This is a genomic window from Metapseudomonas otitidis (assembly GCF_900111835.1).
Classification (GTDB): domain Bacteria; phylum Pseudomonadota; class Gammaproteobacteria; order Pseudomonadales; family Pseudomonadaceae; genus Metapseudomonas; species Metapseudomonas otitidis.
The window spans coordinates 150,283-175,886 of the sequence record NZ_FOJP01000016.1; the positions used below are offsets into that span (position 1 = coordinate 150,283).

General features: G+C 68.7%; 5 protein-coding genes. 3 read left to right on the forward strand and 2 right to left on the reverse strand.

Annotated elements, in window-relative coordinates:
• Position 1 precedes the first annotated feature (1 nt).
• The 3 genes from BM198_RS21300 (at position 2) to BM198_RS21310 (ending at position 21,270) form a co-directional block, all read left to right on the forward strand.
• Complete coding sequence (locus BM198_RS21300) at positions 2-7,906, forward strand: non-ribosomal peptide synthetase (RefSeq protein WP_074972191.1); 7,905 nt, start codon at positions 2-4, stop codon at positions 7,904-7,906.
• On the forward strand, positions 7,899-20,243 hold the full coding sequence (locus BM198_RS21305; RefSeq protein ID WP_074972193.1) for a non-ribosomal peptide synthase/polyketide synthase: 12,345 nt from the start codon (positions 7,899-7,901) through the stop codon (positions 20,241-20,243). Before BM198_RS21300 ends, BM198_RS21305 begins: the two co-directional genes overlap by 8 nt.
• A gap of 64 nt (positions 20,244-20,307) precedes the next feature.
• Positions 20,308-21,270 (forward strand): alpha/beta hydrolase, encoded by a 963-nt coding sequence (locus tag BM198_RS21310; protein ID WP_074972195.1) that lies wholly within the window; start codon positions 20,308-20,310, stop codon positions 21,268-21,270.
• A 91-nt stretch (positions 21,271-21,361) separates the two neighbouring features.
• On the opposite strand, the gene BM198_RS21315 is transcribed toward BM198_RS21310, so the two are convergent.
• Both BM198_RS21315 and BM198_RS21320 read right to left on the reverse strand, forming a co-directional pair.
• Positions 21,362-23,809: a TonB-dependent siderophore receptor gene (locus BM198_RS21315; protein ID WP_167368483.1), complete on the reverse strand. Its 2,448-nt coding sequence runs from the start codon at positions 23,807-23,809 to the stop codon at positions 21,362-21,364.
• An 81-nt stretch (positions 23,810-23,890) separates the two neighbouring features.
• Entirely contained in the window at positions 23,891-25,540 is a 1,650-nt protein-coding gene (locus tag BM198_RS21320) for a cyclic peptide export ABC transporter (RefSeq protein WP_074972199.1), read from the reverse strand.
• Positions 25,541-25,604 lie beyond the last annotated feature (64 nt).

Genomic DNA, 25,604 nt, shown 5'->3' on the forward strand with positions numbered 1-25,604 from the left:
CATGTCCCGCACCACCACGCTGCGCATCGCCGAGAAATTCATCGGCCTGCCGCTCGAACAACGCCGCCAGTTCCTCGACAAGCTGCGCCAGGACGGCAAGGACTTCGGCCTGCTGCCGATCCCCGTGAGCCGCCACGGCCAGGACGCCATCCCGGTGTCCTACGCCCAGCAGCGCCTGCTGTTCCTCTGGCAGCTGGACCCCGGCAGTGCCGCCTACAACATGGCCGCCGGCCTGCGCCTGAAGGGCGAGCTGGACGAAGCCCGCCTGCAGCGCGCCTTCGATGCCCTGATCGAGCGCCACGAAGCGTTGCGCACCGTGTTCCAGGTGGACGGCGAGCAGCCGCTGCAACGGGTGCTGCCCGCCGCGCCCCTGGCCCTGCGCCAGGTCGATCTCTCCAGCAGCAACGATCCCGAGACCGAGCTGGCCCGCGAGGTGGACGAGGAGGTGGCCCGGCCCTTCGACCTGCTGCACGGCCCGCTGCTGCGCGCCAGCCTGTTCCGCCTCGGCGAGGACATGTGCGTGCTGGTGGTGTGCATGCACCACATCGTCTCCGATGGCTGGTCCATGGACGTGATGGTCCGCGAGTTCGTCCAGGCCTACCAGGCCGGTGCCGAGAGCCTGCCGCCGCTGCCCCTGCAGTACGCCGACTACGCCCTGTGGCAGCGCCGCTGGCTGGAGGCGGGCGAGGGCGAACGCCAGCTGCAGCACTGGCGCGAGCAGCTGGGTGAGGAGCACCCGCTGCTGGAGGTGGCCCCCGACTTCCCCCGCCCGCCGGTGCAGAGCCTCAAGGGCGAGACGCTGCGGTTCGATTTCGGCACGGCGCTCTCCAGCCGTTTGCGCGAAACCGCCCGCGTCGAGGGCGTAACCCTGTTCATGCTGGCCCTGGCCGGCTACGCGCTGTTCCTCTCGCGGCATTCCGGCCAGCGCGACATCCGCATCGGCGTGCCCAACGCCAACCGCGGGCGCGAGGAGGTGGAAGGGCTGATCGGCTTCTTCGTCAACACCCAGGTGCTGCGCTGCGTCATCGACGAGCGCCAGTCGCTGCGTAAACTGCTGGCCCAGGTGCGCGAGGCCACCTTCGCCGCCCAGGCCAACCAGGAGCTGCCCTTCGAGCAACTGGTGGACGTGCTCGCGCCCGAGCGCAGCCTCGGCCACAACCCGCTGTTCCAGGCCAAGTTCAACCAGAACGTCGGCGTGCAGAAGCAGACCGCGCTGCAACTGCCGGGCCTCGCCGTCAGCGAGTATCCGCTGCGCAAGGAGGGCACCCACTTCGACCTGGCCCTGGACATCACCGATGACGGCGAGCGCATTCATGGCGAGATGACCTACGCCAGCGACCTCTACCAGCGCGCCAGCATCGAGGGCTTCATCGCCTCGCTGCGGGTGCTGTTCGAAACCCTGCTGGAGCGCCCCGACGCACCGTTGCACAGCCTGGCCGAACCCCCTGCGCCGCAGCCCGCCCCCGAGCGGCCGCAACCGGCCCTGGTGCTGCAGCGCTGGGACGAGCAGGTGCGCCGCCAACCCGAGGCCCTGGCCGCCGTCTGCGCCGACAGCCAACTGACCCATGCCGAGCTGGATGCCCGTGCCAACCGCCTGGCCCAGCACCTGCGCAGCCTCGGCGTCACCCCTGGCGTGCCGGTGGCGGTGCTGATGGAGCGCTCGCTGGACTGGCTGGTGAGCCTGCTCGGCATCCTCAAGGCCGGCGGCCTGTACATGCCGCTGGACGTCAAGGCACCCACCGAACGCCTGCAGGGCATGCTCCAGCGCAGCGGCGCCCGGGTGCTGCTGTGTGATGCGGGCGAGACGCGCCAGGCGGCACTGGCCGACAGCGGCTGCCAGGTGCAGCCGTACCAGCCCGAACACTGGGCTGTGCTGCCCGCCGAGGCGCCTGTGCTTGCGGCGTTGCCCGAGGCTCCGGCCTACGTGATCCACACCTCCGGCTCCACCGGCCAGCCCAAGGGCGTGGTGGTCAGCCACGGCGCGCTGGCCAGCTATGTCGACGGCCTGCTGCAGCGCCTGGACCTGCCGGCGGACGCCAGCCTGGCGCTGGTCTCCACCATCGCCGCCGACCTCGGCCACACCGTGCTGTTCGGCGCCCTGTGTTCCGGGCGGACGCTGCACGTGCTGCCGGAGTCCCTGGGCTTCGACCCGGATGCCTTCGCCGCCTACATGGCCGAGCAGCGCATCGGTGTGCTGAAGATCGTCCCCAGCCACCTCGGTGGCCTGCTGCAGGCGGCCAATGCGGCCGATGCGCTGCCCGAGCACGCGCTGATCGTCGGCGGCGAGGCCTGTTCCCCGGCGCTGTACCGCAAGGTGCGCGAACTCAAGCCCGGCTGCCGCTTCATCAACCACTACGGCCCCAGCGAGACCACCGTGGGCGTGCTCACCCACGAGGTGCGGGGTGAGCTGGCCGAAGGCGCCGGCATCCCCCTGGGCGAGGCCTTGCCGGGCGCCCGGGTGCAGGTGCTGGACGATGTGCTCAACCCGCTGCCGGCGCGCGTCGTCGGCGAGCTGTACATCGGGGGTGACAGCCTGGCCCAGGGCTACCTCGGCCAGGCCGCGCTCACCGCCGAGCGCTTCGTCCCCGACCCCTTCGGCGCGCCGGGTGCGCGCCTGTACCGCAGCGGCGACCGCGTGCGTCAGGACGCTGAGGGCCTGCTGCACTTCCTCGGCCGCGCCGACGACCAGGTGAAGATCCGTGGCTACCGCGTCGAGCCGGGCGAGGTCGCCCGCGTGCTGCGTGGCCTGCCCGGCGTGCACGACGCCGTGGTGTTGGCCGTGCCCCAGGGCGACGAGCAGGCGCAGCTGCAACTGATCGGCTGGTGCGTGCCCGAGGACGCCAACCTGAGCGCCCAGGCCCTGCGCGAACAGCTGCAGGCACGGCTGCCGGACTACCTGGTGCCGGCCCACCTGCTGCTGCTGGAGCGCCTGCCGCTGACCGCCAACGGCAAGCTGGACCGCCGCGCGCTGCCCCAGCCCGAGGTGCAGCAGAAGCGCCACGTGGCGCCGAGCACGCCGGTCGAGGAACAACTGGTGGCCATCTGGCAGGCGGTGCTCAAGCGCGAGGCCATCGGCGTCGAGGACAACTTCTTCGAGCTGGGCGGCGACTCCATCCTCAGCCTGCAGATCATTGCCCGGGCCAAGCGCCAGGGCATCAAGCTGACCCCGCGCCAGCTGTTCGAGAAACAGACCATCGCCCAGCTGGCCCAGGTCGCCAGGGTGGACAGCCGCCCGGCAGCGCCCCGTGCGCCGGCCCAGGTCAGCGGCGAGATGCCCCTGTTGCCGGTGCAGGCCCGTTTCTTCGAACGGGTGCAGGCCGAGCCCCATCACTACAACCAGGCGGTCATGCTGCAGCCGCGCCAGCCGCTGACTGCCCCCGTCGTCGAACAGGTCCTGGCGGTGCTGGTGGCCCAGCACGACGCCCTGCGCCTGGTCTTCCGCCAGCAGGCGGACGGCTGGCGTGCAGAACACCAGGCCACCGTGCCGGCCAGCCTGCTGTGGCAGCACCAGGCGAGTGACGCGGCGCAGTTGCAGGCGATGGCCGACGAGGCGCAACGCAGCCTCGACCTGGCCGACGGACCGCTGCTGCGCGCGGTGCTGTTCGACCTCGCCGACGGCAGCCAGCGCCTGCTGCTGGTGATCCATCACCTGGTGGTGGACGGCGTGTCCTGGCGCATCCTGCTGGAGGACCTGGAGCAGGCCTGCACGGCGCTGCTCGCCGGCCGCACCCCGGCACCGGCGGAGAAGGGCACCGCCTTCAAGGCCTGGGCCGAGCGCCTGGGCCAATGGGCCCGCGAGCCGGCCCGTGACGCCGAGCTGGCCTATTGGCAGGCGAGCCTCAGCGGCCAGGCGGATGACCTGCCGGGCGCACGCCGCGACGCCGGACTGCAGGTGCGCCACGCCCGCACCCTGCATTGCCGCCTGGACGCCGAGACCACCCGCCAGCTGTTGCAGCAGGCGCCCGCCGCGTATCGCACCCAGGTCAACGACCTGCTGCTCACCGCCCTGGCGCGCGTGCTGTGCCGCTGGAGCGGGCAGGGCAGTGCGCTGGTGCAACTGGAGGGCCACGGCCGCGAAGACCTGTTCGAGGGCGTCGACCTGAGCCGCACCGTCGGCTGGTTCACCAGCCTGTTCCCGGTGGCGCTGAGCCCGGCCGAGGGCCTGGCCGGCTCGATCAAGGCGATCAAGGAGCAACTGCGTGGGGTGCCCGACCGGGGCATCGGCCATGGCGTGCTGCGCCACCTGGGCACACCCGCGCAACGGGCCGCCCTGGAGGCGCTGCCACAGGCGCGGGTGACCTTCAACTACCTCGGCCAGTTCGACCAGGGCTTCGGCGACGAGCGCCTGTTCGCGCCTGCCGCCGAAAGCGTCGGCGCCACCCAGTCGGCCGAGGCGCCGCTGGGCAACTGGCTGAGCGTCAACGGCCAGGTGCTGGGTGGTGAACTGGAGCTGGGCTGGACCTTCAGCCAGGAGATGTTCGACGAGACCGCCATCGCCGCACTGGCCGCCGACTACGCCCGCGAACTGACGGCGCTGGTCGGACACTGCCTGGACGCCAAGGCCGGCGGCGCCACCCCGGCCGACTTCCCCCTGGCGGGCCTGACCCAGGCGCAGCTGGACGCGCTGCCGGTGGACCTGCGCGAGGTGGAAGACATCTACCCGCTGTCGCCCATGCAGGAAGGCCTGCTGATGCACACGCTGCTGGAGCCGGGCTCCGGCATCTACATGATGCAGTACTGCTACAGCGTCGAAACCGAGATCGACCCCGAGCGCTTCGCCCGCGCCTGGCAGGCCGTCGGTCAGCGCCACGACGCGCTGCGCACCACTTTCTCCTGGACCGTGGGCGAGCGCCTGCTGCAGATCGTCCGCCGCACCGCGCAGCCGGACGTGCAACTGCACGACTGGCGCGACGTGCCGGCCGCCGAACACGAGGCCAAGCTGCGCGAGATGCTCGCCGAGGAGCGCCGCCAGGGCTTCGACCTGCAGGGCGCGGTGCCTTTCCGCCTGCGGCTGATCCAGCTGGGCGAGCGCCGCTTCGGCTTCGTCCTGAGCAACCACCACATCCTCATCGACGCCTGGTGCCGCTCGCTGCTGGTGGACGAGTTCTTCGAGCTCTACGCCGCCCTCGGCGAAGGCCGTGAGGCGCGCCTGGCACCGGCCTCGCGCTACGCCGACTTCATCCGCTGGCTGAAGCGCCAGGACCTGCCGGCCTCCGCGCAGCTGTGGCGCGAGCAGCTGGCCGGCTTCGAGCAGCCCACCAGCCTGCCTTTCGACCGCCAGCCGCTGAAGGACGCCGGGCATTCGAGCATCGGCGACCTGCACGCCCACCTGGAGGCAAGCGAAGGCCGACAGCTGCGCGAACTCGCCCAGCGCCACCAGCTCACCGTCAACACCCTGGTCCAGGCCGCCTGGGCGCTGGTGCTGCACCGCTACAGCGGCTCCCGTGACCTGGTCTTCGGCGTGACCGTGGCCGGCCGCCCGGTGGACGTGCCGGACATGCAGCGCACCGTCGGCCTGTTCATCAACAGCATCCCCCTGCGCGTGCACCTGCCCGAGGCGGGCAGCGCCACGACGGTGAGCGGCTGGCTGCAGCAGCTGTTCGCCCTCAATCTGCGCCTGCGCGAGCATGAGCACCTGCCGCTGGTGGACATCCAGGCCTGCAGCGAGATCGGCAAGGGCCAGTCGCTGTTCGACAGCCTCTTCGTGTTCGAGAACGCGCCCATCGAGGACGGCGTGCTGACCCAGGTGGAGAACTTCAACATCAGCTCGGATTCCGGGCGCACCCACACCAACTACCCGATGACCGTGGTCATCTACCCCGGTGATGCCTTGGGCCTGCACCTGTCCTACGACCGCCGCTGGTTCGACGAAACCACCGTCAGCCAGCTGCTGGGCGACTTCAAGCGCCTGTTGCTGGCCCTGGGCGAGCACCTGGAGGCGCGTTTCGACGCCTTGCCGCTGCTCGGCCCGGACGAGCGCGAGCACCTGCTGCACACCTTCAACCAGTCGGACCGCGACTACCCGCTGGACGGCGGCTACCCGCGCCTGTTCGAGGCCCAGGCGGCGCAGCACCCGCAACGCATCGCCGCCAGCTGCCAGGGCGAGCGCTGGAGCTACGCGCGCCTGGATGCACTGGGCAATCGCATGGCCCAGGCCCTGCTGGAGGCCGGCGTGCAGCCCGACCAGAGCGTGGCGCTGCTGGCCGAGCGTGGCCTGCCGCTGCTGGGGATGATCCTCGGCACCCTCAAGGCCGCCGCCGGCTACCTGCCGCTGGACCCGCACCTGCCGGCCCAGCGCCTGCGCCACATCCTCACCCTCAGCCGTGCGCCGGTGCTGGTGTGCACCGAGGCGTGCCTGCCGACCCTGGCGCCGCTGCTGGCCGAAGTGGAGGAGGCCGCGCGCCCGCGCCTGCTGGTGTGGGAGCACGTGCAGGACGGCCATGCCTCTGCCGCGCCGTGCCTGCCCATCGGGCCGCGCCACCTGGCCTACGTGATCTACACCTCCGGCTCCACCGGCGCGCCCAAGGGCGTGATGGTCGAGCAGGCGGGGATGCTCAACAACCAGCTGAGCAAGCTGCCGTACCTGGGCCTCGGCATGGACGACGTGATCGCCCAGACCGCTTCCCAGAGCTTCGACATCTCCGTGTGGCAGTTCCTCACCGCCGGCCTCTGCGGCGCGCGGGTGGAGATCGTCCCGGACGAGATCGCCCACGACCCCGAGGCGCTGCTGAACCACGTCAACCAGGCCGGAATCACCGTGCTGGAGAGCGTGCCCTCGCTGATCCAGGGCATGCTCGAAGCCGCGCCCATCGCGCTGCCGGGCCTGCACTGGATGCTCACGACCGGCGAGGCGATGCCGCCGGAGCTGGCGCGCCGCTGGCTGCAGCGCTACCCCCGGATCCCGCTGGTCAACGCCTACGGCCCGGCCGAATGCTCGGACGACGTGTCGCTGACCCGCGTGGTCGAGGCGGACACCGGCAGCACCTACCTGCCCATCGGCCTGCCCACCGACAACAACCAGCTGCACGTGCTGGACGGCCAGCTGGAGCTGGTGTGCCCGCGCGCCGTGGGCGAGCTGTGCATCAGCGGCACCGGCGTCGGCCGGGGCTACGTCGGCGACCCGGTGCGAACCGCCCTGAGCTTCGTGCCCGACCCCTTCGCCCGGGTGCCCGGGCAGCGCCTGTACCGCTCCGGCGACCTGGTGCGGCGGCGCCTGGACGGCGTGCTGGAGTACGTCGGCCGGGTGGACCACCAGGTGAAGATCCGCGGCTTCCGCATCGAGCTGGGCGAGATCGAGGCACGCATCCGCGAGCAGGAGGGCGTGCGCGACATCGCCGTGCTCGCCCAGGACCTGGCCGTGGGCCGCCACCTGGTGGCCTACCTGGTGGCCGATGCCGCCAGCTGGGGCGTGCGTGGCGACAGCGAGGACGACCAGCGGGCCATCCGCGAGGCGCTCAAGGCCGCGCTGCGGCGCCAGCTGCCGGACTACATGGTGCCGGCGCACTGGGTGCTGCTGGAGAGCATGCCGCTGAACGCCAACGGCAAGCTCGACCGCAAGGCCCTGGCGCAACTCGACACCCGCCAGCTGCTGGCGGACTACGAGGCGCCGCGCAGCGAGCTGGAGCAGCGCCTGGCCGGCATCTGGGCCGAGCTGCTGCAGGTGGAGCGGGTCGGCCTGAAGGACAACTTCTTCGAGCTGGGCGGGCACTCGCTGCTGCTGGTGCGGGTGGCCTCGCGCCTGAAGAACGAACTGGGCATCGACCTACCGATGCAGGATTTCTACACCGCCACCTCCATCGAGGAGCTGGCGGCGCTGATCGAGAAAACGAGGGAGCTGGGCGGTATGGAAGACGATTTCGGCGCGATCTTCGAGGCACTGGACGAGCTGGAGGCCTGCGATGCTTAAGCAGGAATCGTCGCAGGCCCAGGTCCTGGTCGAGCGCATCAAGGGGCTGGACCACCCGCGTCGCCAGGCCCTGTTCCGCAAGCTGGCGGAGAAGGGCGTCAACCTCGCCCGGCTGCCCATCGTGCCGCTCAGCGAACGCGAGGGGCTGCCGCTGTCCTACGCCCAGCAGCGCCAGTGGTTCCTCTGGCAGCTGGAGCCGGACAGCGCCGCCTACAACATGCCCACGGCGCTGCGCCTGAAGGGCGAGCTGGATCTCGACGCGTTGCAGCGGAGCTTCGACGCGCTGGTGGCCCGGCACGAACCGCTGCGCACCACCTTCGTGCTGGAGGATGGGCAGCCGCGCCAGCACATCCACCCCCAGGGGCGGGTCGTCATCGAGCACGAGCCCCTGACGGGTGCCGACGAGGCGCTGCTGGCCGAGGCCATCGGCCGGGAGGCGCAGCGTCCCTTCGACCTGGAGCACGGACCGCTGCTGCGGGTGCGCCTGCTGGAGCTGGGTGAGGACGACCGGGTGCTGGTGCTGACCCAGCACCACATCGTCTCTGATGGCTGGTCGATGCAGCTGATGGTGGAAGAGCTGATCACCCTCTACCAGGGCTTCCGCCTCGGGCACGACGCCAAGCTGCCACCATTGGCCATCCAGTACGCCGACTACGCGGCCTGGCAGCGCCACTGGATGGAGGCCGGCGAACGCGAGCGCCAGCTGGCCTACTGGACCGCACAGCTGAGTGGCGAGCAGCCGCTGCTGGAGCTGCCAGCCGACCGCCCGCGCCCCGCACTGCGCAGCGCCCAGGGCGCGCGCCTGAGCCTGGAGCTGGACGGCGCGCTGTTCGCCCGCCTCAAGCAGCTGGCTCAGCGTGAAGGCTGCTCGCCGTTCATGCTGCTGCTGGCCTCCTTCCAGCTCCTGCTGCAGCGTTATTGCGGGCAGGGCGACATCCGTGTCGGCGTGCCGTCCGCCAACCGCAACCGCGCCGAGACCGAGCGCCTGCTGGGCTTCTTCGTCAACACCCAGGTGCTGCGCGCCCAGGTGGAGAACGACGCTTCCTTCGTCGACCTGCTGCAACAGACCCGCCAGGCCGCCCTGGCTGCCCAGGCCCACCAGGACCTGCCGTTCGAGCAACTGGTGGACGCCCTGCAACCGGAGCGCAGCCTCAGCCAAAGCCCGCTGTTCCAGGTGATGTTCAACTACCAGGTGAGCGCCGGTGAAGTGGGCGGCCTGGCGGCCGTGTTGCCGGGCCTGCGGGTGGAGCCGGTGCACTGGGCCATGCCCACCACCCAGTTCGACCTGAGCCTGGACTGCACCGAGCACCCCCGTGGCCTCAGTGCCTCGCTGATCTACGCCACCGACCTGTTCGACGCCGAGCGCATCCAGCGCATGGCGGTGCACTGGCAGAACCTGCTGGCCGCCATCGCCGAGCAGCCGCGCAGCCGCCTCGGCGACCTGCCGATGCTCACCGCCAGTGAGCGTGAGCGCGCGATCCAGGGTTGGAACCACACCGCCCGCGACTACCCCGGCAGCATCTACGTGCACCAGCTGTTCGAGCAGCGTGCGCTCAGCCAGCCGAATGCCCCGGCACTGACCTTCGCCGCGCGCACCCTCAGCTACGCCGAGCTGAACGCCGAGGCCAACCGCCTGGCCCATCACCTGCGCAGCCTGGGCGTGGGCCCGGACATGCTGGTGGGCATCGCCGCCGAGCGTTCGGTGGAAATGGTGGTGGGGCTCATGGCCATCCTCAAGGCCGGCGGCGCCTACGTGCCGCTGGACCCGGAATACCCCCAGGACCGCCTGGCCTACATGTTCGAGGACAGTGGCATCGCCTTGCTGCTGACCCAGTCGCATCTGCGCGCCGGGCTGCCGATTCCCGCCGGGCTGCCGGTGCTGGAACTGGATCAATCGATGGCTTGGGTCGATCAGGACGAAACCAACCCCGGTGTACTGCTGCACCCGGAAAACCTCGCCTACGTCATCTACACCTCCGGCTCCACCGGTAAGCCCAAGGGTGCCGGCAACCGCCATATCGCCCTGCACAACCGCCTGGCGTGGATGCAGGAGGCGTATCAGCTGGGCACTGAAGACAGCGTGCTGCAGAAGACGCCGTTCAGTTTCGACGTCTCGGTGTGGGAGTTCTTCTGGCCGCTGATGGAAGGGGCGCGCCTGGTCATGGCGCTGCCCGGTGACCACCGCGACCCGGCGCGCCTGGTGCAACTGATCACCGAGGAAGGCATCAGCACCTTGCACTTCGTGCCCTCGATGCTGCAGGCCTTCGTCGGTGACGAAAACGCCGCCCGCTGCACCTCGCTGCGCCGCATCGTCTGCTCCGGCGAGGCGCTGCCGGTGGAGCTGCAACGCCAGACCCTGGCACTGCTGCCCCAGGCGGGCCTGTACAACCTCTACGGCCCCACCGAAGCGGCCATCGACGTCACCCACTGGACCTGCGTGGAAGAGGGCAAGGACGCGGTGCCCATCGGCCAGCCCATCGCCAACCTGCAGACCTACGTCCTCGACTCTGAACTGAACCCGGTGAGCCCCGGCGTCACCGGCGAGCTGTACCTGGGCGGCATCGGCCTGGCGCGCGGCTACCACCGCCGCCCGGCGCTGACCGCCGAGCGCTTCGTCACCAGCCCCTTCGGTAACGGCGAGCGCCTGTACCGCACCGGCGACCTGGCGCGCCAGCGCGAGGATGGGGTGATCGAATACGCCGGTCGTATCGATCACCAGGTGAAGATCCGCGGCCTGCGCATCGAGCTGGGCGAGATCGAAGCCCGCCTGCAGGAGCAGGACGCCGTGCGCGAAGCCGTGGTGGTGGCTGCCGACGGTCCCAGCGGCAAGCAGCTGCTGGCCTACCTGGTGCCGGAGCCGGAATCCCTGGCCCGCGCCGAGGCGGAAATCCAGGGTGGCTACCTGCAGGGTGTCAAGGCACGCCTGCTGGAGGTGCTGCCGGACTACATGGTGCCGGCGCAGTGGCTGCTGCTGGAGCGCATGCCGCTCTCGCCCAACGGCAAGCTGGACCGCAAGGCCCTGCCCAAGCCGGACCCGACCCAGGCCCGCAGCGAGTACCAGGCACCGCGCAACGAACTGGAGCAGCGCCTGGCGCTGATCTGGCAGGACGTGCTGCGCCTGGAGCAGGTGGGCGTGGACGACAACTTCTTCGAGCTGGGCGGGGACTCCATCATCTCCATCCAGATCGTCAGCCGCGCGCGCCAGGCGGGCATCCGCATCGCCCCGCGCGACCTGTTCCAGCACCAGAGCATCCGCCGCCTGGCCACCGTGGCCCAGCTCAGCGAGGCGCTGCAGGTGGACCAGGGACCGGTCACCGGGGAAGCGCCGCTGCTGCCGATCCAGCAGGCGTTCTTCGACACCGGGATCCCCAACCGCCACCACTGGAACCAGTCCCTGCTGCTGGCCCCGAACGAGCCGCTGGACGCCGTGCTGCTGACTGGCGCCCTGGCCCAGCTGCTGCAGCACCACGATGCCCTGCGCCTGCGCTATCGCCAGGTCGAGGATGCCTGGGTGCAGGCCCATGCCGAGGCGGCCGCCGCCGATGAGCTGCTCTGGTGTGGTCAGCTGGACAGCCTCGATGCACTGCCGGCCTTCTGCAGCGAGGTGCAGCGCAGCCTCGACCTGGCCGCCGGCCCCATGCTGCGCCTGGCCCTGATCGAGCTGCCCGACGGCGGGCAGCGCCTGCTGCTGGCGATCCATCACCTGGTGGTGGACGGCGTCTCCTGGCGCATCCTGCTGGAAGACCTGCAGACCGCATACCGCCAGCTGCAGGCTGGCGAAACGCCGCGACTGCCGGCCAAGACCACGTCCTTCAAGGCCTGGGGCGAGCGCCTTCGCGACCATGCCCGTTCCGCCGCCATGGACGCCCAGCTCGGCTACTGGCAACAGTTGCTGCACGACGCGCCGGCGGACCTGCCGCGCGACAACCCGGCGGGCGCCCTGGACAACCGCCATGCCCGCAGCGTTGCCACCCGCCTGGACGCCACCCGCACCCGGCAACTGCTGCAGGATGCACCGGCCGCGTACCGCACCCAGGTCAACGACCTGCTGCTGACCGCCCTGGCCCAGGCCGTCTGCGCCTGGACGGGCGAGGCCTCGGCACTGGTGCAGCTGGAAGGCCACGGCCGCGAGGACCTGTTCGAGGACATCGACCTGTCGCGCACCGTCGGCTGGTTCACCAGCCTGTTCCCGGTGCGCCTGGAGCCGGCAGCCGACATCGGCACCGCCATCAAGCACATCAAGGAGCAACTGCGCAGCACTCCGGACAAGGGCCTGGGCCACGGCCTGCTGCGCCACCTGGGCAGCGACGAGGCCCGCGCCACGCTCGCCGGCCTGCCGCAGCCGCGCATCACCTTCAACTACCTGGGCCAGTTCGACGGCGACTTCGCCGAGGGCGCGCTCTGGGTACCGGCTGAGGAGGGCCGTGGCGCCGGGCAGGACCCGCAGGCGCCCCTGGGCAACTGGCTCAGTGTCGATGGCCAGGTGTTCGGCGGCGAGCTGAGCCTGAACTGGACCTTCAGCGGCGACGTGTTCGCCGAGGCCACCATCACCCGCCTGGCAGAGGCCTACCAGCAGGCGCTGGAGGCGCTGATCGAACACTGCTGCGACACGCGCAACGCCGGCCTGACGCCCAGCGACGTGCCCCTGGCCGGGCTCGACCAGGCCCAGCTGGACGCGCTGGCGCTGCCGGCCCGCGAAGTGGCCACCCTCTACCCGCTGTCGCCCATGCAGCAGGGCATGCTGTTCCACAGCCTGTACGAGGCCAGCGGGCGCACCTACGTCAACCAGATGCGCCTGGACATCCGTGGCCTCGATGTGGCGCGGTTCGCCAGTGCCTGGCAGCAGGCGGTCGACCGCCACGAGCTGCTGCGCGCCGGCTTCATCTGGGACGCGGGGCTGGACGCTCCGCGCCAGGTGATCCACCGCCAGGCGGCCCTGGAAATCCGTGTGGAGGAGGGCGCCGACGCAACCGCCCTGGACGCGCGTGCCGCTCACGAGCTGGACCGTGGCTTCGACCTGGCGCGGCCGCCGCTACTGCGCCTGTGCCTGCTGCGCACCGGCGATGACAGTCACCACCTGATCTACACCAGCCACCACATCCTCATGGACGGCTGGAGCAACTCGCGCCTGCTGGGCGAAGTGCTGCAGGCCTATGCCGGGCAGGACGTCGCCGCACCGGAAGGGCGCTACCAGGACTACCTCGCCTGGCTGCAGCGCCAGGACAGAGCCGCCAGCGAACGCTTCTGGTTGGAGCAGCTGGCGCCGCTGGAGGAACCGACCCGCCTGGCCCTGGCCTGTGGCCGCGTGGCCAGCCCCGAGCCCGGCCAGGCGCTGCACAGCGCACGCCTGGATGCCGGGCAGACCCGCCGCCTGCAGGCCTTTGCCCGCCAGCAGCAGGTCACCCTCAACACCCTGGTGCAATCGGCCTGGCTGCTCCTGCTGCAGCGCTACAGCGGCCAGCGCAGCGTGGCCTTCGGTGCCACGGTGTCCGGGCGCCCGGTGGAGCTGCCGGGCATCGAGCAGCAGCTTGGGCTGTTCATCAACACCCTGCCGGTGATCGGTGCGCCCGCACCGCAGCAGCGCGTGGCGCAATGGCTGGAGCAGGTGCAGGCGCTCAATCTCGAGTTGCGCGAGCACGAATACACGCCCTTGAACGACATCCAGCGCTGGGCGGGACAGGGTGGTGAAAGCCTGTTCGACAGCCTGTTGGTGTTCGAGAATTACCCGGTTTCCGCGGTCTTGCAGCAGGGCGCTTCGCAGGACCTGCGCTTCGGCGAGTTGGCCAATCACGAGCTGACCAACTATCCGTTGACCCTGAGTGTCAGCCTGGAAGACGGCCTGGTGCTGGAGTTCGGCTACGACAGGGCGCATTTCAGCGAGCCTGTCGTGCGGCGCCTGGCGGACCATCTGGTGAACCTCATCGGGCTCATGGCCGAGCAGCCGTATGCCACGCTGGGCAGCCTGGACTTCTTGGAGGCAGACGAGCGGAGCAGGCTGGTCGAGCAGTGGAGCAGTGCGACCATCGACTACCCGAGCGAGCGCTTCGTGCACGAACTGTTCGAGGCCCAGGCGCAAGCCAACCCGGACGCTCCGGCGCTGTTGTTCGAGGATTGCCAACTGTCCTACGGCGCACTCAATCTGCGTGCCAACCGCCTGGCCAGACATTTGAAGGCGCAGGGCATCGGCCCGGATATACGGGTCGGGATCGCCGTGGAGCGTGGGCTTGATCTGGTGGTCGGCCTGCTGGCGGTGCTCAAGGCCGGCGGCGCTTACGTGCCGCTGGACCCGAGTTACCCGGCCGACCGATTGCTGTGCATGATTGAGGACAGCGGCGCGGCGCTGGTCCTGACCCAGCAATCCCTGCTGGAGCGCTTGCCGATTCCCGCTGCGCTGCCGCGCCTGTGCCTGGACCGGGACGTCGCCTGGAGAGCGCTGGATGGCCAAGACCTACAGGTACCGTTGCACCCGTACAACCTGGCCTACATCATGTTCACCTCGGGTTCGACCGGGCGGCCCAAGGGCGTTGGCATCAGCCACCAGTCTTTGGCCCGGCATGCCTGGGTGGCGCTGGACTTCTTCGACCTCGAAGAATCCGACCGTGTCCTGCAGTTCTCCACCTTCAACTTCGACGGCTTCGTCGAGCAACTCTACCCGGCGCTGATCTGCGGCGCCTCGGTGGTGCTGCGCGGCAACGAGATCTGGAGCAGCGAGACCTTTTATCAGGAGCTGATCGAAAAGCGCATCAGCGTCGTCGATCTGACCACTGCCTACTGGTACATGCTTGCCCGCGACTTCGCCCAGGCCGGCCCGCGCAGCTACGGGGCGCTCAGACAGGTCCACAGCGGTGGTGAGGCCATGCCGCCGGAGGGTTTGGCGGCATGGCGCCAGGCTGGGCTGGGAGACATCCGGCTGCTTAATACTTATGGACCTACCGAGGCCACCGTCACTGCGACCACACTGGACTGCGCGCCCTATGTGCGAGAAGAGCGGCCCCTGCCGCTGACCATGCCCATCGGTCGGGTGCTTCCGGGACGCAGCATCTACCTGCTGGACGAAATAGGCATGCCCGTGCCGGTCGGCCTGGTCGGCGAGCTGGTGATAGGTGGTGAACTGCTGGCGCGCGGCTATTTCAATCGCCCCGGCCTGACTGCCGAACGCTTCATTCCTGATCCCTTCTCCGCGCAGCCCGGTGCACGCCTCTACCGCACGGGCGATCTGGCGCGCTACAGCGCGGAGGGCGAGATCGAGTACGTCGGCCGGGTTGACCATCAGGTAAAGATACGTGGGTTCCGCATCGAGCTGGGCGAGATCGAGGCGCGCCTGCAAGAACAGGAGCCGGTACGCGAAGCCTTGGTGGTGGCCGTCGACGGTCCCAGCGGCAAGCAACTGGTGGCTTATCTGGTGCCGGAGCCGGCATCCCTAGCCTGTGCCGAGGCGGAGGTCCAGGGCAGTTACTGGCAGGGCGTCAAGGCGCAGTTGCTGGGCTCGTTGCCGGACTACATGGTGCCGGCGCAATGGGTACTGCTGGAACGCATGCCGCTGTCGCCCAATGGCAAGCTGGATCGCAAGGCCCTGCCTACGGTGGACATGGTGCAGTCGAGTCGCGAATACGTGGCGCCGACAAGCGAACTGGAACAGCGTCTGTCGACCATCTGGCAGGAAGTACTGAGAGTCGAGCGAGTCGGGATCACCGACAACTTCTTCGAGCTTGGTGGAGATTCCATCGTATCCATCCAGATTGCCAGCCGCTCGCGCCAGGCCGGCCTGGAGGTGTCGCCGCGGCTGGTGTTCGAGAACCAGACCGTCGCCCAACTGGCCGCCGCCCTGGCTGGACTCGCGCCGGCAATCGAGCAGACACAGCCCGTCACCCGCGTGGAAGTCAGCGCGGAGCGCCGTGCGGCATTGCCGGTCGCGGAGAGCGAGATCGAGGACGTCTACCCGTTGTCGCCGATGCAGCAGGGCATGCTGTTCCACACCCTGGAGGACAGCGGCGAGGCGCTTTACATCAACCAGATCAGTCTGTCCGTGACCGGGCTGGATCTCGACCGCTTCGCCGATGCCTGGGCGTTCGTCACCGCCCGCCACGACGTGCTGCGCACCAGCTTCCACTGGCAGGCCGGCGATCCCCTGCAGGTGGTGCATCGCCATGCGCAGATGCCGATCCAGGTGCTCGACTGGCGCGACCGCAGCGTATCCGATGAGGCCCTGAAAGCGCTGGCACGCGAGGAAGCCCAACGCGGCTTCGACCTCGCTGCGGCGCCCTTGCAGCGCATGCTGTTGGTACGCATCGACGACGCCAGTTACCAGATGGTCTGGACCGGTCACCACATCCTCATGGACGGCTGGAGCAGCTCGACTCTGTTCGCCGAGGTGCTCGAACATTACGTGGGCAAGCCGCTGGAGGAGCGGGCGGGGCGCTATGGCGACTTCATCGCCTGGCTGCAGAACCAGGATGCGAACGCACTCGAAGGCTTCTGGCGCGAGCGTCTGGCCGAGTGCGAGCCTACTGTCCTGGCACAGGCCGTCCACCCGCGTCACGATGGCCAGGGCCGCGGCCACCATGCGCTGTATTCCAACTGGGACGCGCAATGGACCACACGCATGCAGCAGTTCTGCCGGCAACTGCGGATCACCCCGAACACCTTGATCCAGGGCGCCTGGCTGCTCTTGCTGCAACGCTACACCGGGCAGCGCCGCGTGGCCTTTGGCGCCACCGTGGCGGGGCGGCCGGAGAGCCTGCCCCATGCCGACAGCATGCTGGGGCTGTTCATCAACACCCTGCCGGTGATCCAGGAGCTGGAGCCGACGCAGCGGCTGGACGACTGGCTGCGCCAGTTACAGGGCTACAACCTGGATATCCGCGCCTGGTCCCATGCGCCGCTGGCGGATGTGCAGCGCTGGTCCGGTCTCGGCGGCCAGGCGCTGTTCGACAGCATCATCGTGTTCGAGAACTACCCGATCGACCAGCGCCTGCGCGAGGCCGAGGCGGCCGGGCTGACCTTCGGCCAGTCCGACGACTTGGGGCTGACCAACTTCCCCATGGACCTGGCAGTGCACCTGGGCGACAGCCTGATGATCGAATACATGTACCTGCGCGCGAGCTTCTCCGAGGCTGCGGTGGAGCGCATCCGCCAGGTGATGGAGGACACCCTGGAGGCCATGCTGTGCCAACCCGAGGAGCGTCTGGGCAACCTGCAACGCCTGTCAGCTGCGCAACTGCAGGTGGCCATGGACTGGAGCCTGCCGGGCGAGGCGAGCCACTCGCCGACTTTGCTGCCGGGGCTGATCGCGCAGCAGGCCGCCCGCCGGCCCGAGGCGACCGCGCTGGTCTGTGGCGGGCAGCGCCTGAGCTACGGCGAATTGGAGCGCCGCGCCAACAGCCTGGCCCGTGAGCTCTTGGCCAGGGGCGCAGGGCCCGAGACCGTGGTGGGGGTGGCGCTGGACCGCTCTGTGGAGCTGGTGGTCGGCCTGCTCGCGGTGATGAAGGCCGGCGCCGCCTATGTGCCGCTCGACCTGGAGTACCCGGCGGAGCGCCTGGCCTACATGATCGAGGACTCCTCGATGGCCCTGCTGATCACCCGCAGCGACCTGCGTGCAGGTGTGCCCACCGCCGATGGCCTGAAGGTGGTGGAACTCGACGGACTGGCGCCGCTGGGCAACGGCGAGCCGCTGCCCAGCCGTCTCGACGCGGGCAACCTGGCCTACCTGATCTACACCTCGGGCTCCACCGGCCGGCCCAAGGGCGTGGCGGTGACCCACGGGCCGCTGAGCATGCATTGCCAGGCAATTGTCGGGCTCTACGAGATGGGCGATGACACCCGCGAGCTGCATTTCATGTCCTTCGCCTTCGACGGTGCCCACGAGCGCTGGCTGAGCACCTTGTCCAGCGGCGGCACCCTGGTGATCCGCGATGGCGGCCTGTGGACGCCGGAGCAGACCCTGCACGCCCTGCACGAACACGGCATCACCATCGCCTGCTTCCCGCCGGCCTACCTCAAGCAGATGGCCGAGTTCGTGGAAAGCAGCGGCATGCCGGCGCCGCCGGTGCGCATCTACTGCTTCGGCGGGGATGCGGTGCCGGAGCAGAGCTTCGAGCAGGTCAAGGCGGCGCTGCGCCCGCAGTACTTCACCAATGGCTACGGACCCACCGAAACGGTGGTGACGCCGATGCTGTGGAAGGTGCCTGTGAGCGGGCAGTGCCAGGCGGCCTACGCGCCCATCGGGCGCGCGGTGGGCCAGCGCTCGCTGCACGTGCTGGACGAGAACCTCAACCCGTTGCCTGTCGGTTTCGCTGGCGAGCTCTACATCGGCGGCGAAGGCGTGGCCCGGGGTTACCAGGGGCGCCCGGAACTCACCGCCGAGCGCTTCGTCCCGGACCCCTTCGGCCAGCCGGGGGCGCGCCTGTATCGCACCGGCGACCTCGTGCGCCTGCGCGAGGACGGCATCCTCGACTACGTTGGTCGCATCGACCATCAGGTGAAGGTGCGTGGCTTCCGCATCGAACTGGGCGAGGTCGAGGCTTGCCTGCGCCGCCAGGAGGGCGTCGAGGATGCCCTGGTGGTGGCGCGGGACGCAGCTTCCGGCAAGCAACTGATCGGCTACGTGGTCTGCCCGCAGGTAGACGCGAGCGAGCGCCTGAAGGCCGCGCTGCGTCTTGAACTGCCCGATTACATGGTGCCAGCGCAGGTCATCACGATGGCGGCGTTCCCGGTCACGCCCAACGGCAAGCTGGATCGCAAGGCGCTGCCTGAGCCCAGCTTCCAGCAGGACGAGTACGTGGCCCCGCGCACCGAGCCCGAGCGGCTGTTGGCGGAAATCTGGGCGGACGTGCTGCAGGTGGAGCGGGTCGGCATCACCGACAACTTCTTCGAACTGGGTGGCGACTCGATCCTCTGCCTCCAGGTGATCTCCCGGGTTCGCGCGCGGCAGGATCTGCAACTGGACCTGAAGCTGCGCGACCTGATACGCCAGCCCAGCATCGCTGGTTTGCTGGAGGGGCTTGCGGAGTCGGTCGCCAAGGTCGAGGCGCGACCTGACATCGAGAATGGCCAGGATTTCTGCCTGCTGCCTGTGCAGGCACGCTTCCTGGAGAGGCAGCGGAGCAACCCCGCGCACTTCAACCAGGCGCTGCTGCTGCGCCCGCGGCAGGCCATGGACCTACAAGCGCTGGAGCGCGCAGTGCTGGCTGTGATTGCCCATCATGAAGCGCTGCGGCTGAGCTTCCGGCAACAGGACGGGGAATGGCGCCAGTCGGTGCTGGAGGTGCCACAGGCGGCGCTTTGGCAACGCCAGGTCGAGCATCCAGAGGCGGTCGTGGCCGTTGCGGAGGAGGCGCAGCTCAGCCTCGACCTACAGGCGGGGCCGCTGCTGCGGGTCGTGCACATCGGCTTGCCCGAAGGAGAGGAGCGGCTGCTGCTGGTGGTCCACCATCTGGCGATGGACCTGGTGTCATGGCGCATCCTCAGTGAGGACTTGCTGCAGGCCTATCGCATGCTGGTCGCGGGACAAGAGCCGCGCCTGCAGCCCGCTACGGACAGCTATCGCGCCTGGGCCGAGCACTGGCAGGCCCAGGCGGCCGAGCTGGCCGCCAGCCAGGGCGACTACTGGCTGGAAATGCTGGAAGGGGAGGACGGCGGGATTCCGTGCGACAACCCCAGAGGGCGCAACCTGACCTGCCACCTGACGACCGTGGAGCGCTTCCTGTCGGAGTCGTCCAGCGAGCGCTTGCAGCGCCAGGTGGTTGCGGCACTTGGCGCCTCACTCAACGAGCTGCTGCTGAGCGCACTGGCCAGGGCGTTGTGCAGCTGGGGCGGGCAGGCGTCGGTGCTGCTGGAGCTGGAGTACCACGGTCGAGGGAGCGAACGCAGCGATCTGGATGTCAGCCGTACTCTGGGCTGGTTTGCCACCCAGTACCCGCTGCGATTGGCGCCGGCCGGCCACACGCTGGAAGCGCTGCGCGCTGTCCAGGATCAACTGCGGGCGGTGCCGGACAACGGAATGGGCTACGGCGTGCTGCGCTACCTGGGCGAGGCCCCGCTGCGCCAGCGCCTGGCGGGCATGAGCCGTCCCAGGGTGAGCTTCAGCTACCTCGGCCAGTTCAATTCCGAGCAAACACTCGAACGGTTCGCCGTGGTGGCCGAGGGCACCGGGCGCGACCATGGCGCGGACGAGGTCCTGGCCAATGAGTTGGAGGTCATGGCCCAACTGCGCGATGGCCGCCTGTCGCTGCACTGCAACTTCAGCTGCCGCCGTTACCGGGTCGAGACCATTGAGTGCCTACTGGACGACTGCCTCGTGCAGTTGCAGGCCCTGATGGACCAGGCATCGGTGCACTGAGCAGGCGCAACTCGCCGGGGGCTGTGACGCCCTCGGCTAACTTCCTCATGCGAATAGGTTGAATATGTCGTTGAACCCCGAACTCGAAGCCTTTCTTGAGCTGGCCGAAGACGGCCGCAGCCTGAACGGCGCGCTGCACGAAATGACGGTCGAACAGGCCCGTTCGATCTTTGCGGAAACCTCCCGCCAGTTGCGCTGGGCGGCGCCGGAGGACGTCCAGGTGGATGAGCTGCGTTTTGCCACCCGGGATGGCGCACAACGGGACCTGCGGCTCTACCGAACCAGATCCGGCGGTACCGCTCCGGCGCCGGTACTGCTGTACCTACATGGTGGTGGCTACGTAGTCGGTAGCCTCGACAGCCACGACGGCGTATGCCGCGAGTTCTGCGCGCGGGTCGCCTGCGCCGTGCTGGCGGTGGATTATCGCTTGGCGCCCGAGGCGCGCTTTCCCACCGCCCTGGACGACGCGGTCGATGCGCTCGGCTGGCTGGCCAAGCACGGCCGTGAGTTGGGGCTCGATCCGCAGCGCGTGGTTTTCGCTGGCGACAGCGCCGGGGCCACGCTGGCCGCAGTGCTGGCAATACAGGCGGTCCGCCCGGCGCAGTCGCAGGCCATCGTCCCGATTGCCCAACTGCTCTGCTATCCCGTGGCTGACGCATCGCGTCGCAGCAGTTCCATGGAGTTGTTCAGCGAAGGCTACCTGCTGGAGAGTGACACGCTGGAGTGGTTCTACGGGCTTTATGCAAGGAGTCCGGAGGATCGCTATGACTGGCGCTTCTCGCCATTGCTGACCCCGAGCCTTGAAGGCGTTGCGCCCGCCATCGTCGCCCTGGCCGGGCTCGATCCACTGCTGGACGAAGGCCGCGCCTTTGCTCAGCGGCTGCAGCACGAAGGTGTGGCGGTGACGCTGCGCGAATACCCCGGTCTAACCCACGACTTCATGCGCCTGCGCGGAGTCACCCCGATCATCGACACAGTGTACGCGGAGCTGGCGGGGCTGTTGCAGGAGGCATTCGAGCGCCGCTGAGCGGAGTTTCATTACGCTAGGGGAGCCGGGCTTTTGGGCCGAAATGAAAAAGGCCGCTTCGAGTGAAGCGGCCTATTCGTTAGCCGAACCTTCAGTATTCCCAGCGCAGGCTGGCGGTCAGGCTGCGGGGGTCGCCGTACAGATCGCTGTAGACGCTGGTGCTGACGTAGTACTTCTTGTCTAACAGGTTGTTGACGTTGAGGCTGCCGGTGAAGTGCTCGTCGAAGCGGTAGCGTGCCAGCAGGTCCACGAGGGCGTAGCTGCCTTGGGTGGCGGTCGCGTTGATCTCCTTGTCGTAGTAGCTGGTGGCGCTCTCCCAGCGCACGCCACCGCCGACGGTGAGGCGATTGAGGTCGCCGGTCAGGTCGTAGGTGGTGAATAGCTTGAGGGTGTTGCGCGGGAAGCCCACGTTCACGTCGACGCCTTGGGGGTAGTAGGTGTTCACGTGGCTGTAGCCGGCCTGCACTTGCCAGCCCGGCATCAGCTCACCCGTGGCCTCCAGCTCGATGCCCTTGACCTTGATCTTGGTGGGCTTCACCAGTTCGTTGTCGAAGGCGTCGTACAGGCCGGTGCCGACCGCGTAGTTGCTGAGCTTGGACTCGAACAGGGCGGCGGTGAGGTTCAGCTTGCCGTCGTAGTACTCGGCCTTGGTGCCCACTTCGTAGCTGTCGCCTTCGGTGGGGTCCATGAAGTTGCCTTCGACGGTCCGGCTCGACTGCGGCTTGTAGATGCTGGTGTAGCTGGCATAGACCGAGTAGGTGTCGTCCAGGTCGTAAACGATGCCGGCGTAGGGGGTGACTTCGCCGGTCTCGCGCTTCTTCATGTGGGTGGGCTCGTAGCCGTAGTAGGCGGAGGTCTGGTCCACCTTGAAGTAGCTGAGGCGGGTGCCGAGGATCAGCGACAGGTCGTCGGTGGGCTTGAACCGGGCGGTGGTGTAGGCCGCGTACTGGCGCTGGCTGTACTTCAGATCGCCGATGCGGTTGAACGGCGGCTTGGTGATGTCGCCACGCCAGTCGTAGACGTTGGGGATGGCCGGGTCCCAACTGCCACCGGCGCCGTTGCGAAAGGCCCACAGCGGGTAGGCGCCGGTGTTGCTGCGATAGCGCATGGCGCTGGCGCCCACCACCAGTTCGTGCTCACGGCCGAACAGGCTGAAGGGGCCGGAGGCGTAGGCGTCCACCGAGTTCTGCTCGGGTTTGCTCGGCCACTTGGCGAAGTACAGGCCGGTGCCGGCGCCGGTCTGCTGGTCGGGGTAGCCGTTGCTGCTGAACCAGCCGTACTCCACGTCGTTGCGGTCGCGCACGTTGGTGACGGCGACCTTGGCCAGCCAGTCGTTGTCGAAACGGTGCTCGTAGGTGCCGAAGATCGAGGTGCGCTGGCGGTCCGCATGGCTCCAGTCGGCGGCGGAGTTGAACGAGCGCTTGAAGTCGGTGCGCTGGCCGTTGCTGTAGAACGCCGGGAAGCCGAAGTAGCCGCAGGCGTCGCAATTGCGCTCCTGGTAGTCGAGACCGAGGCTGATGGTGTCGCGGTCGCTGAGGTCGGCTTCGATGATGCCGTAGGCCACCTTGCGCTCGGTGCTGAGGCGGTCGACGAAGGAATTGGCAGTCTGGTACGCCGTCACCATGCGGCCGCGCAGGGTGCCTTGCTCGTTCATCGGGCCGGAGACGTCCACTTCGGTGCGGTAGTTGTCCCAGGAGCCGGCGCTGCCCTGGATCGAGGCGGCGAAGTCGCTGGTGGGGCGCTTGCGCACCATGTTGATGGTGGCCGAGGGCTGGCCGATGCCGCCCAGCAGGCCGGTGGCGCCGCGCACCACTTCGACCCGGTCGTAGACGGCCATGTCGTTGGACTGGCTGCTCATCGCCGGTTCGAAGACGGTGGGGATGCCGTCCACCTGGAAGTTCTCGATCTTCATGCCGCGGGAGAAGATGCCCACTTCGTCGTCCGAGGAGTTGCTCTTCTTCTTGTAGAGCACGCCAGGGGCGTTGGTCAGCACGTCTTCCAAGCTGTTCATCTTCTGGTCACGGATGCGCTGGCTGGTGATCACGCTGACCGATTGCGGGGTCTCGCGGATGGACAGCGGCAGCTTGGTCGCCGTGCCGGTGGCGCCGGTGGTGTAGGAGCCGGTGCCCTCGGTGGTGGCCCCCAGGCCGGTGGAGACCACGGAGGTGGCGCCCAGCTCCAGGGTGCTCTGGTCAGCGGCGCTGAGGGTGACGCTGTTGCCGTTGACTTGGTAGCTGATGCCCTTGCCGCGCAGCAGCATGTCCAGTGCGACCGCGGGCTCGTAGCGGCCCTTGATGGCCTGGGTGCGCTGGTTGTTGACCAGGCTCGGGCTGTAGAGGATCTGCAGGTTGCCTTGACGACCGAGCTCCTGGAGCGCGCTCGACAGGGATTGGGCGGGGATGTCGAGGTTGATCTCCTGGGCTTGCACCAGGCTGGCGTAGGGCGCGCTGAGCGCGAGGCCGATGCTGCTGGCGAGCAGGGTGGGGCGCAGTGAGCGATGAAGCATGACCTTCAAACGGGGTGAAAGAGACTTCGTCATCGAGATGGTCCAGTTTTTAATAGTGAGTAGTGTTCGCATTTAGTAGGACGGAAGACCGCCCGGAAACCGGAAAACTTTTTTTCACGCCGGCTGGCGGCTGCTCACGGCAGTGCCATTTCGCAGTTGGATGAGCTGATCGGCCAGCTCGAAATACCGGTCGTCATGGCTGATGACGATGATGGTCTTGCCCAGGCGTTTCAGCTCGGGCAGCAGCTCGGTATAGAAGATGCGGCGGAAGGTCGGGTCCTGGTCGGCGGCCCATTCGTCGAACACCAGCACCGGGCGCCGTTCCAGCCAGGCGTTGACCAGCGCCAGGCGCTTGCGCTGGCCGGTGGAGAGGTCGGTGGTGGTGAAGGCGCCGTCGCGGATCTGCACCTTGTGGGCGATCTCCAGGCGTTGCAGGTACTTGTCCGCATCCGCTGGGATGGCGTCGCCGCCGTGGAGCAGGTCGTCGAACAGGTAGTAGTCGGCGAACACCGTGGTGAACAGCTGGCGGTAGTCATCCCGGGTGCGGGCGGTGACGGCCTGGCCATCCAGCAGGATCTCGCCCTGGTCCGGGGTGTAGAGGCCCAGCAGCAGCTTGATCAGGGTGGTCTTGCCGCAGCCGTTCTCGCCGACGATGAAGAGGATCTCGCCCTGCTCGATGCGCAGGTCGATGGGGCCCAGGGCGAAGGGCGCGGCGCCCTCCACCGGCGGGAAGGCGAAGCGCACGCCCTTGAGCTCCAGGCTCTGTAGCTGCCGGTCCGGTACGTCGGGGGCCTCCAGCAGCAGGTAGGGCTCGGGGGAGGAGAACTGCGCGGAGAGTTCACCGATGCGGCGGAAGGCGATCTGCGCGCGGCTGACGATGGGCAGGGTGGAGACTAGGTGCTCCAGCGGGCCCTTCATGTACAGCAGCACCAGCACGAAGCCGCTGGTGGCCACGGCGTCCGCCAGGTTCCAGGCCTGCTGGATCACCAGCAGCAGCCCGATGACCACGAAGAACAGCATCGAGCCGAGGCTCTTGGCGATCACGAAGATGTTGATGGAGCGCACGTGGGTGTCGCGGATGTAGTCGGCGGTGCGCTGGATGCGCTCGCCGAACATGCGCTGGCGGCGCGGGCGGCTGATGCGCAGTTCCTTGGCGCCGGAGGCGATGCCGCTGTAGTGCTTCTGCAGTTCGTCCTCGGCTTCGCGCGCGGCGTTGAAGCCGTGGATGCCGCGCAGCCGGGCCAGGTACTGGATGGCAGTGCCCAGCAGCACGGCGAAGGCGGTGACCAGGAACATCGGCCAGGACAGCCAGGCGAGGTAGCCCAGGCAGCCGGTGGTGACCGTCAGCGAGATGGCCAGGGGGGCGAAGGCGAAGGCCAGGTCGCTGACGGTGTCCACGTCGTGGGTCAGCACCGGGATCAGGCGGTGGCTGCGGTAGCGTTCGATCTGCTCGATGGGCGCGCAGAGCACCTTGCGCCCCAGGTCCTGGCGCAGGGTGGCGATGACGTGCTGACCGACGTAGTTGGTGCCCATGTCCGAGCCGATGGAGCAGGCCAGCGCCAGGGCGCAGAGGCCGATGAAGGTCAGCAGGGTGCCGCTGGTCAGGCTGCCTTCGGCGTGCAGCAGGCCGTTGATGGTGGCCAGCAGCGCGGTGACGCTGAAGCCGCCGAGGATGCCGAGGGCGATGGAGAGGGCGACCAGGCCGCGATAGGGCCGGATCAGGGTGAGCAGTTCACGCAGGGCGCCGGGGGAATGTGTGTTCATGGGCAGGTCCGGATGGGGGCACGGGAAGGCGGGTCGGGCGACCCGCGACCGTGGCGTGTTCCGG

Bases quoted from the DNA above. Each gene is read 5' to 3' on its own strand.
- BM198_RS21300 (WP_074972191.1), top strand. From the start codon at position 2: ATGTCCCGCACCACCACGCTGCGCATCGCCGAGAAATTCATCGGCCTG.
- BM198_RS21305 (WP_074972193.1), top strand. From the start codon at position 7,899: ATGCTTAAGCAGGAATCGTCGCAGGCCCAGGTCCTGGTCGAGCGCATC.
- BM198_RS21310 (WP_074972195.1), top strand. From the start codon at position 20,308: ATGTCGTTGAACCCCGAACTCGAAGCCTTTCTTGAGCTGGCCGAAGAC.
- BM198_RS21315 (WP_167368483.1), bottom strand. From the start codon at position 23,809: ATGACGAAGTCTCTTTCACCCCGTTTGAAGGTCATGCTTCATCGCTCA.
- BM198_RS21320 (WP_074972199.1), bottom strand. From the start codon at position 25,540: ATGAACACACATTCCCCCGGCGCCCTGCGTGAACTGCTCACCCTGATC.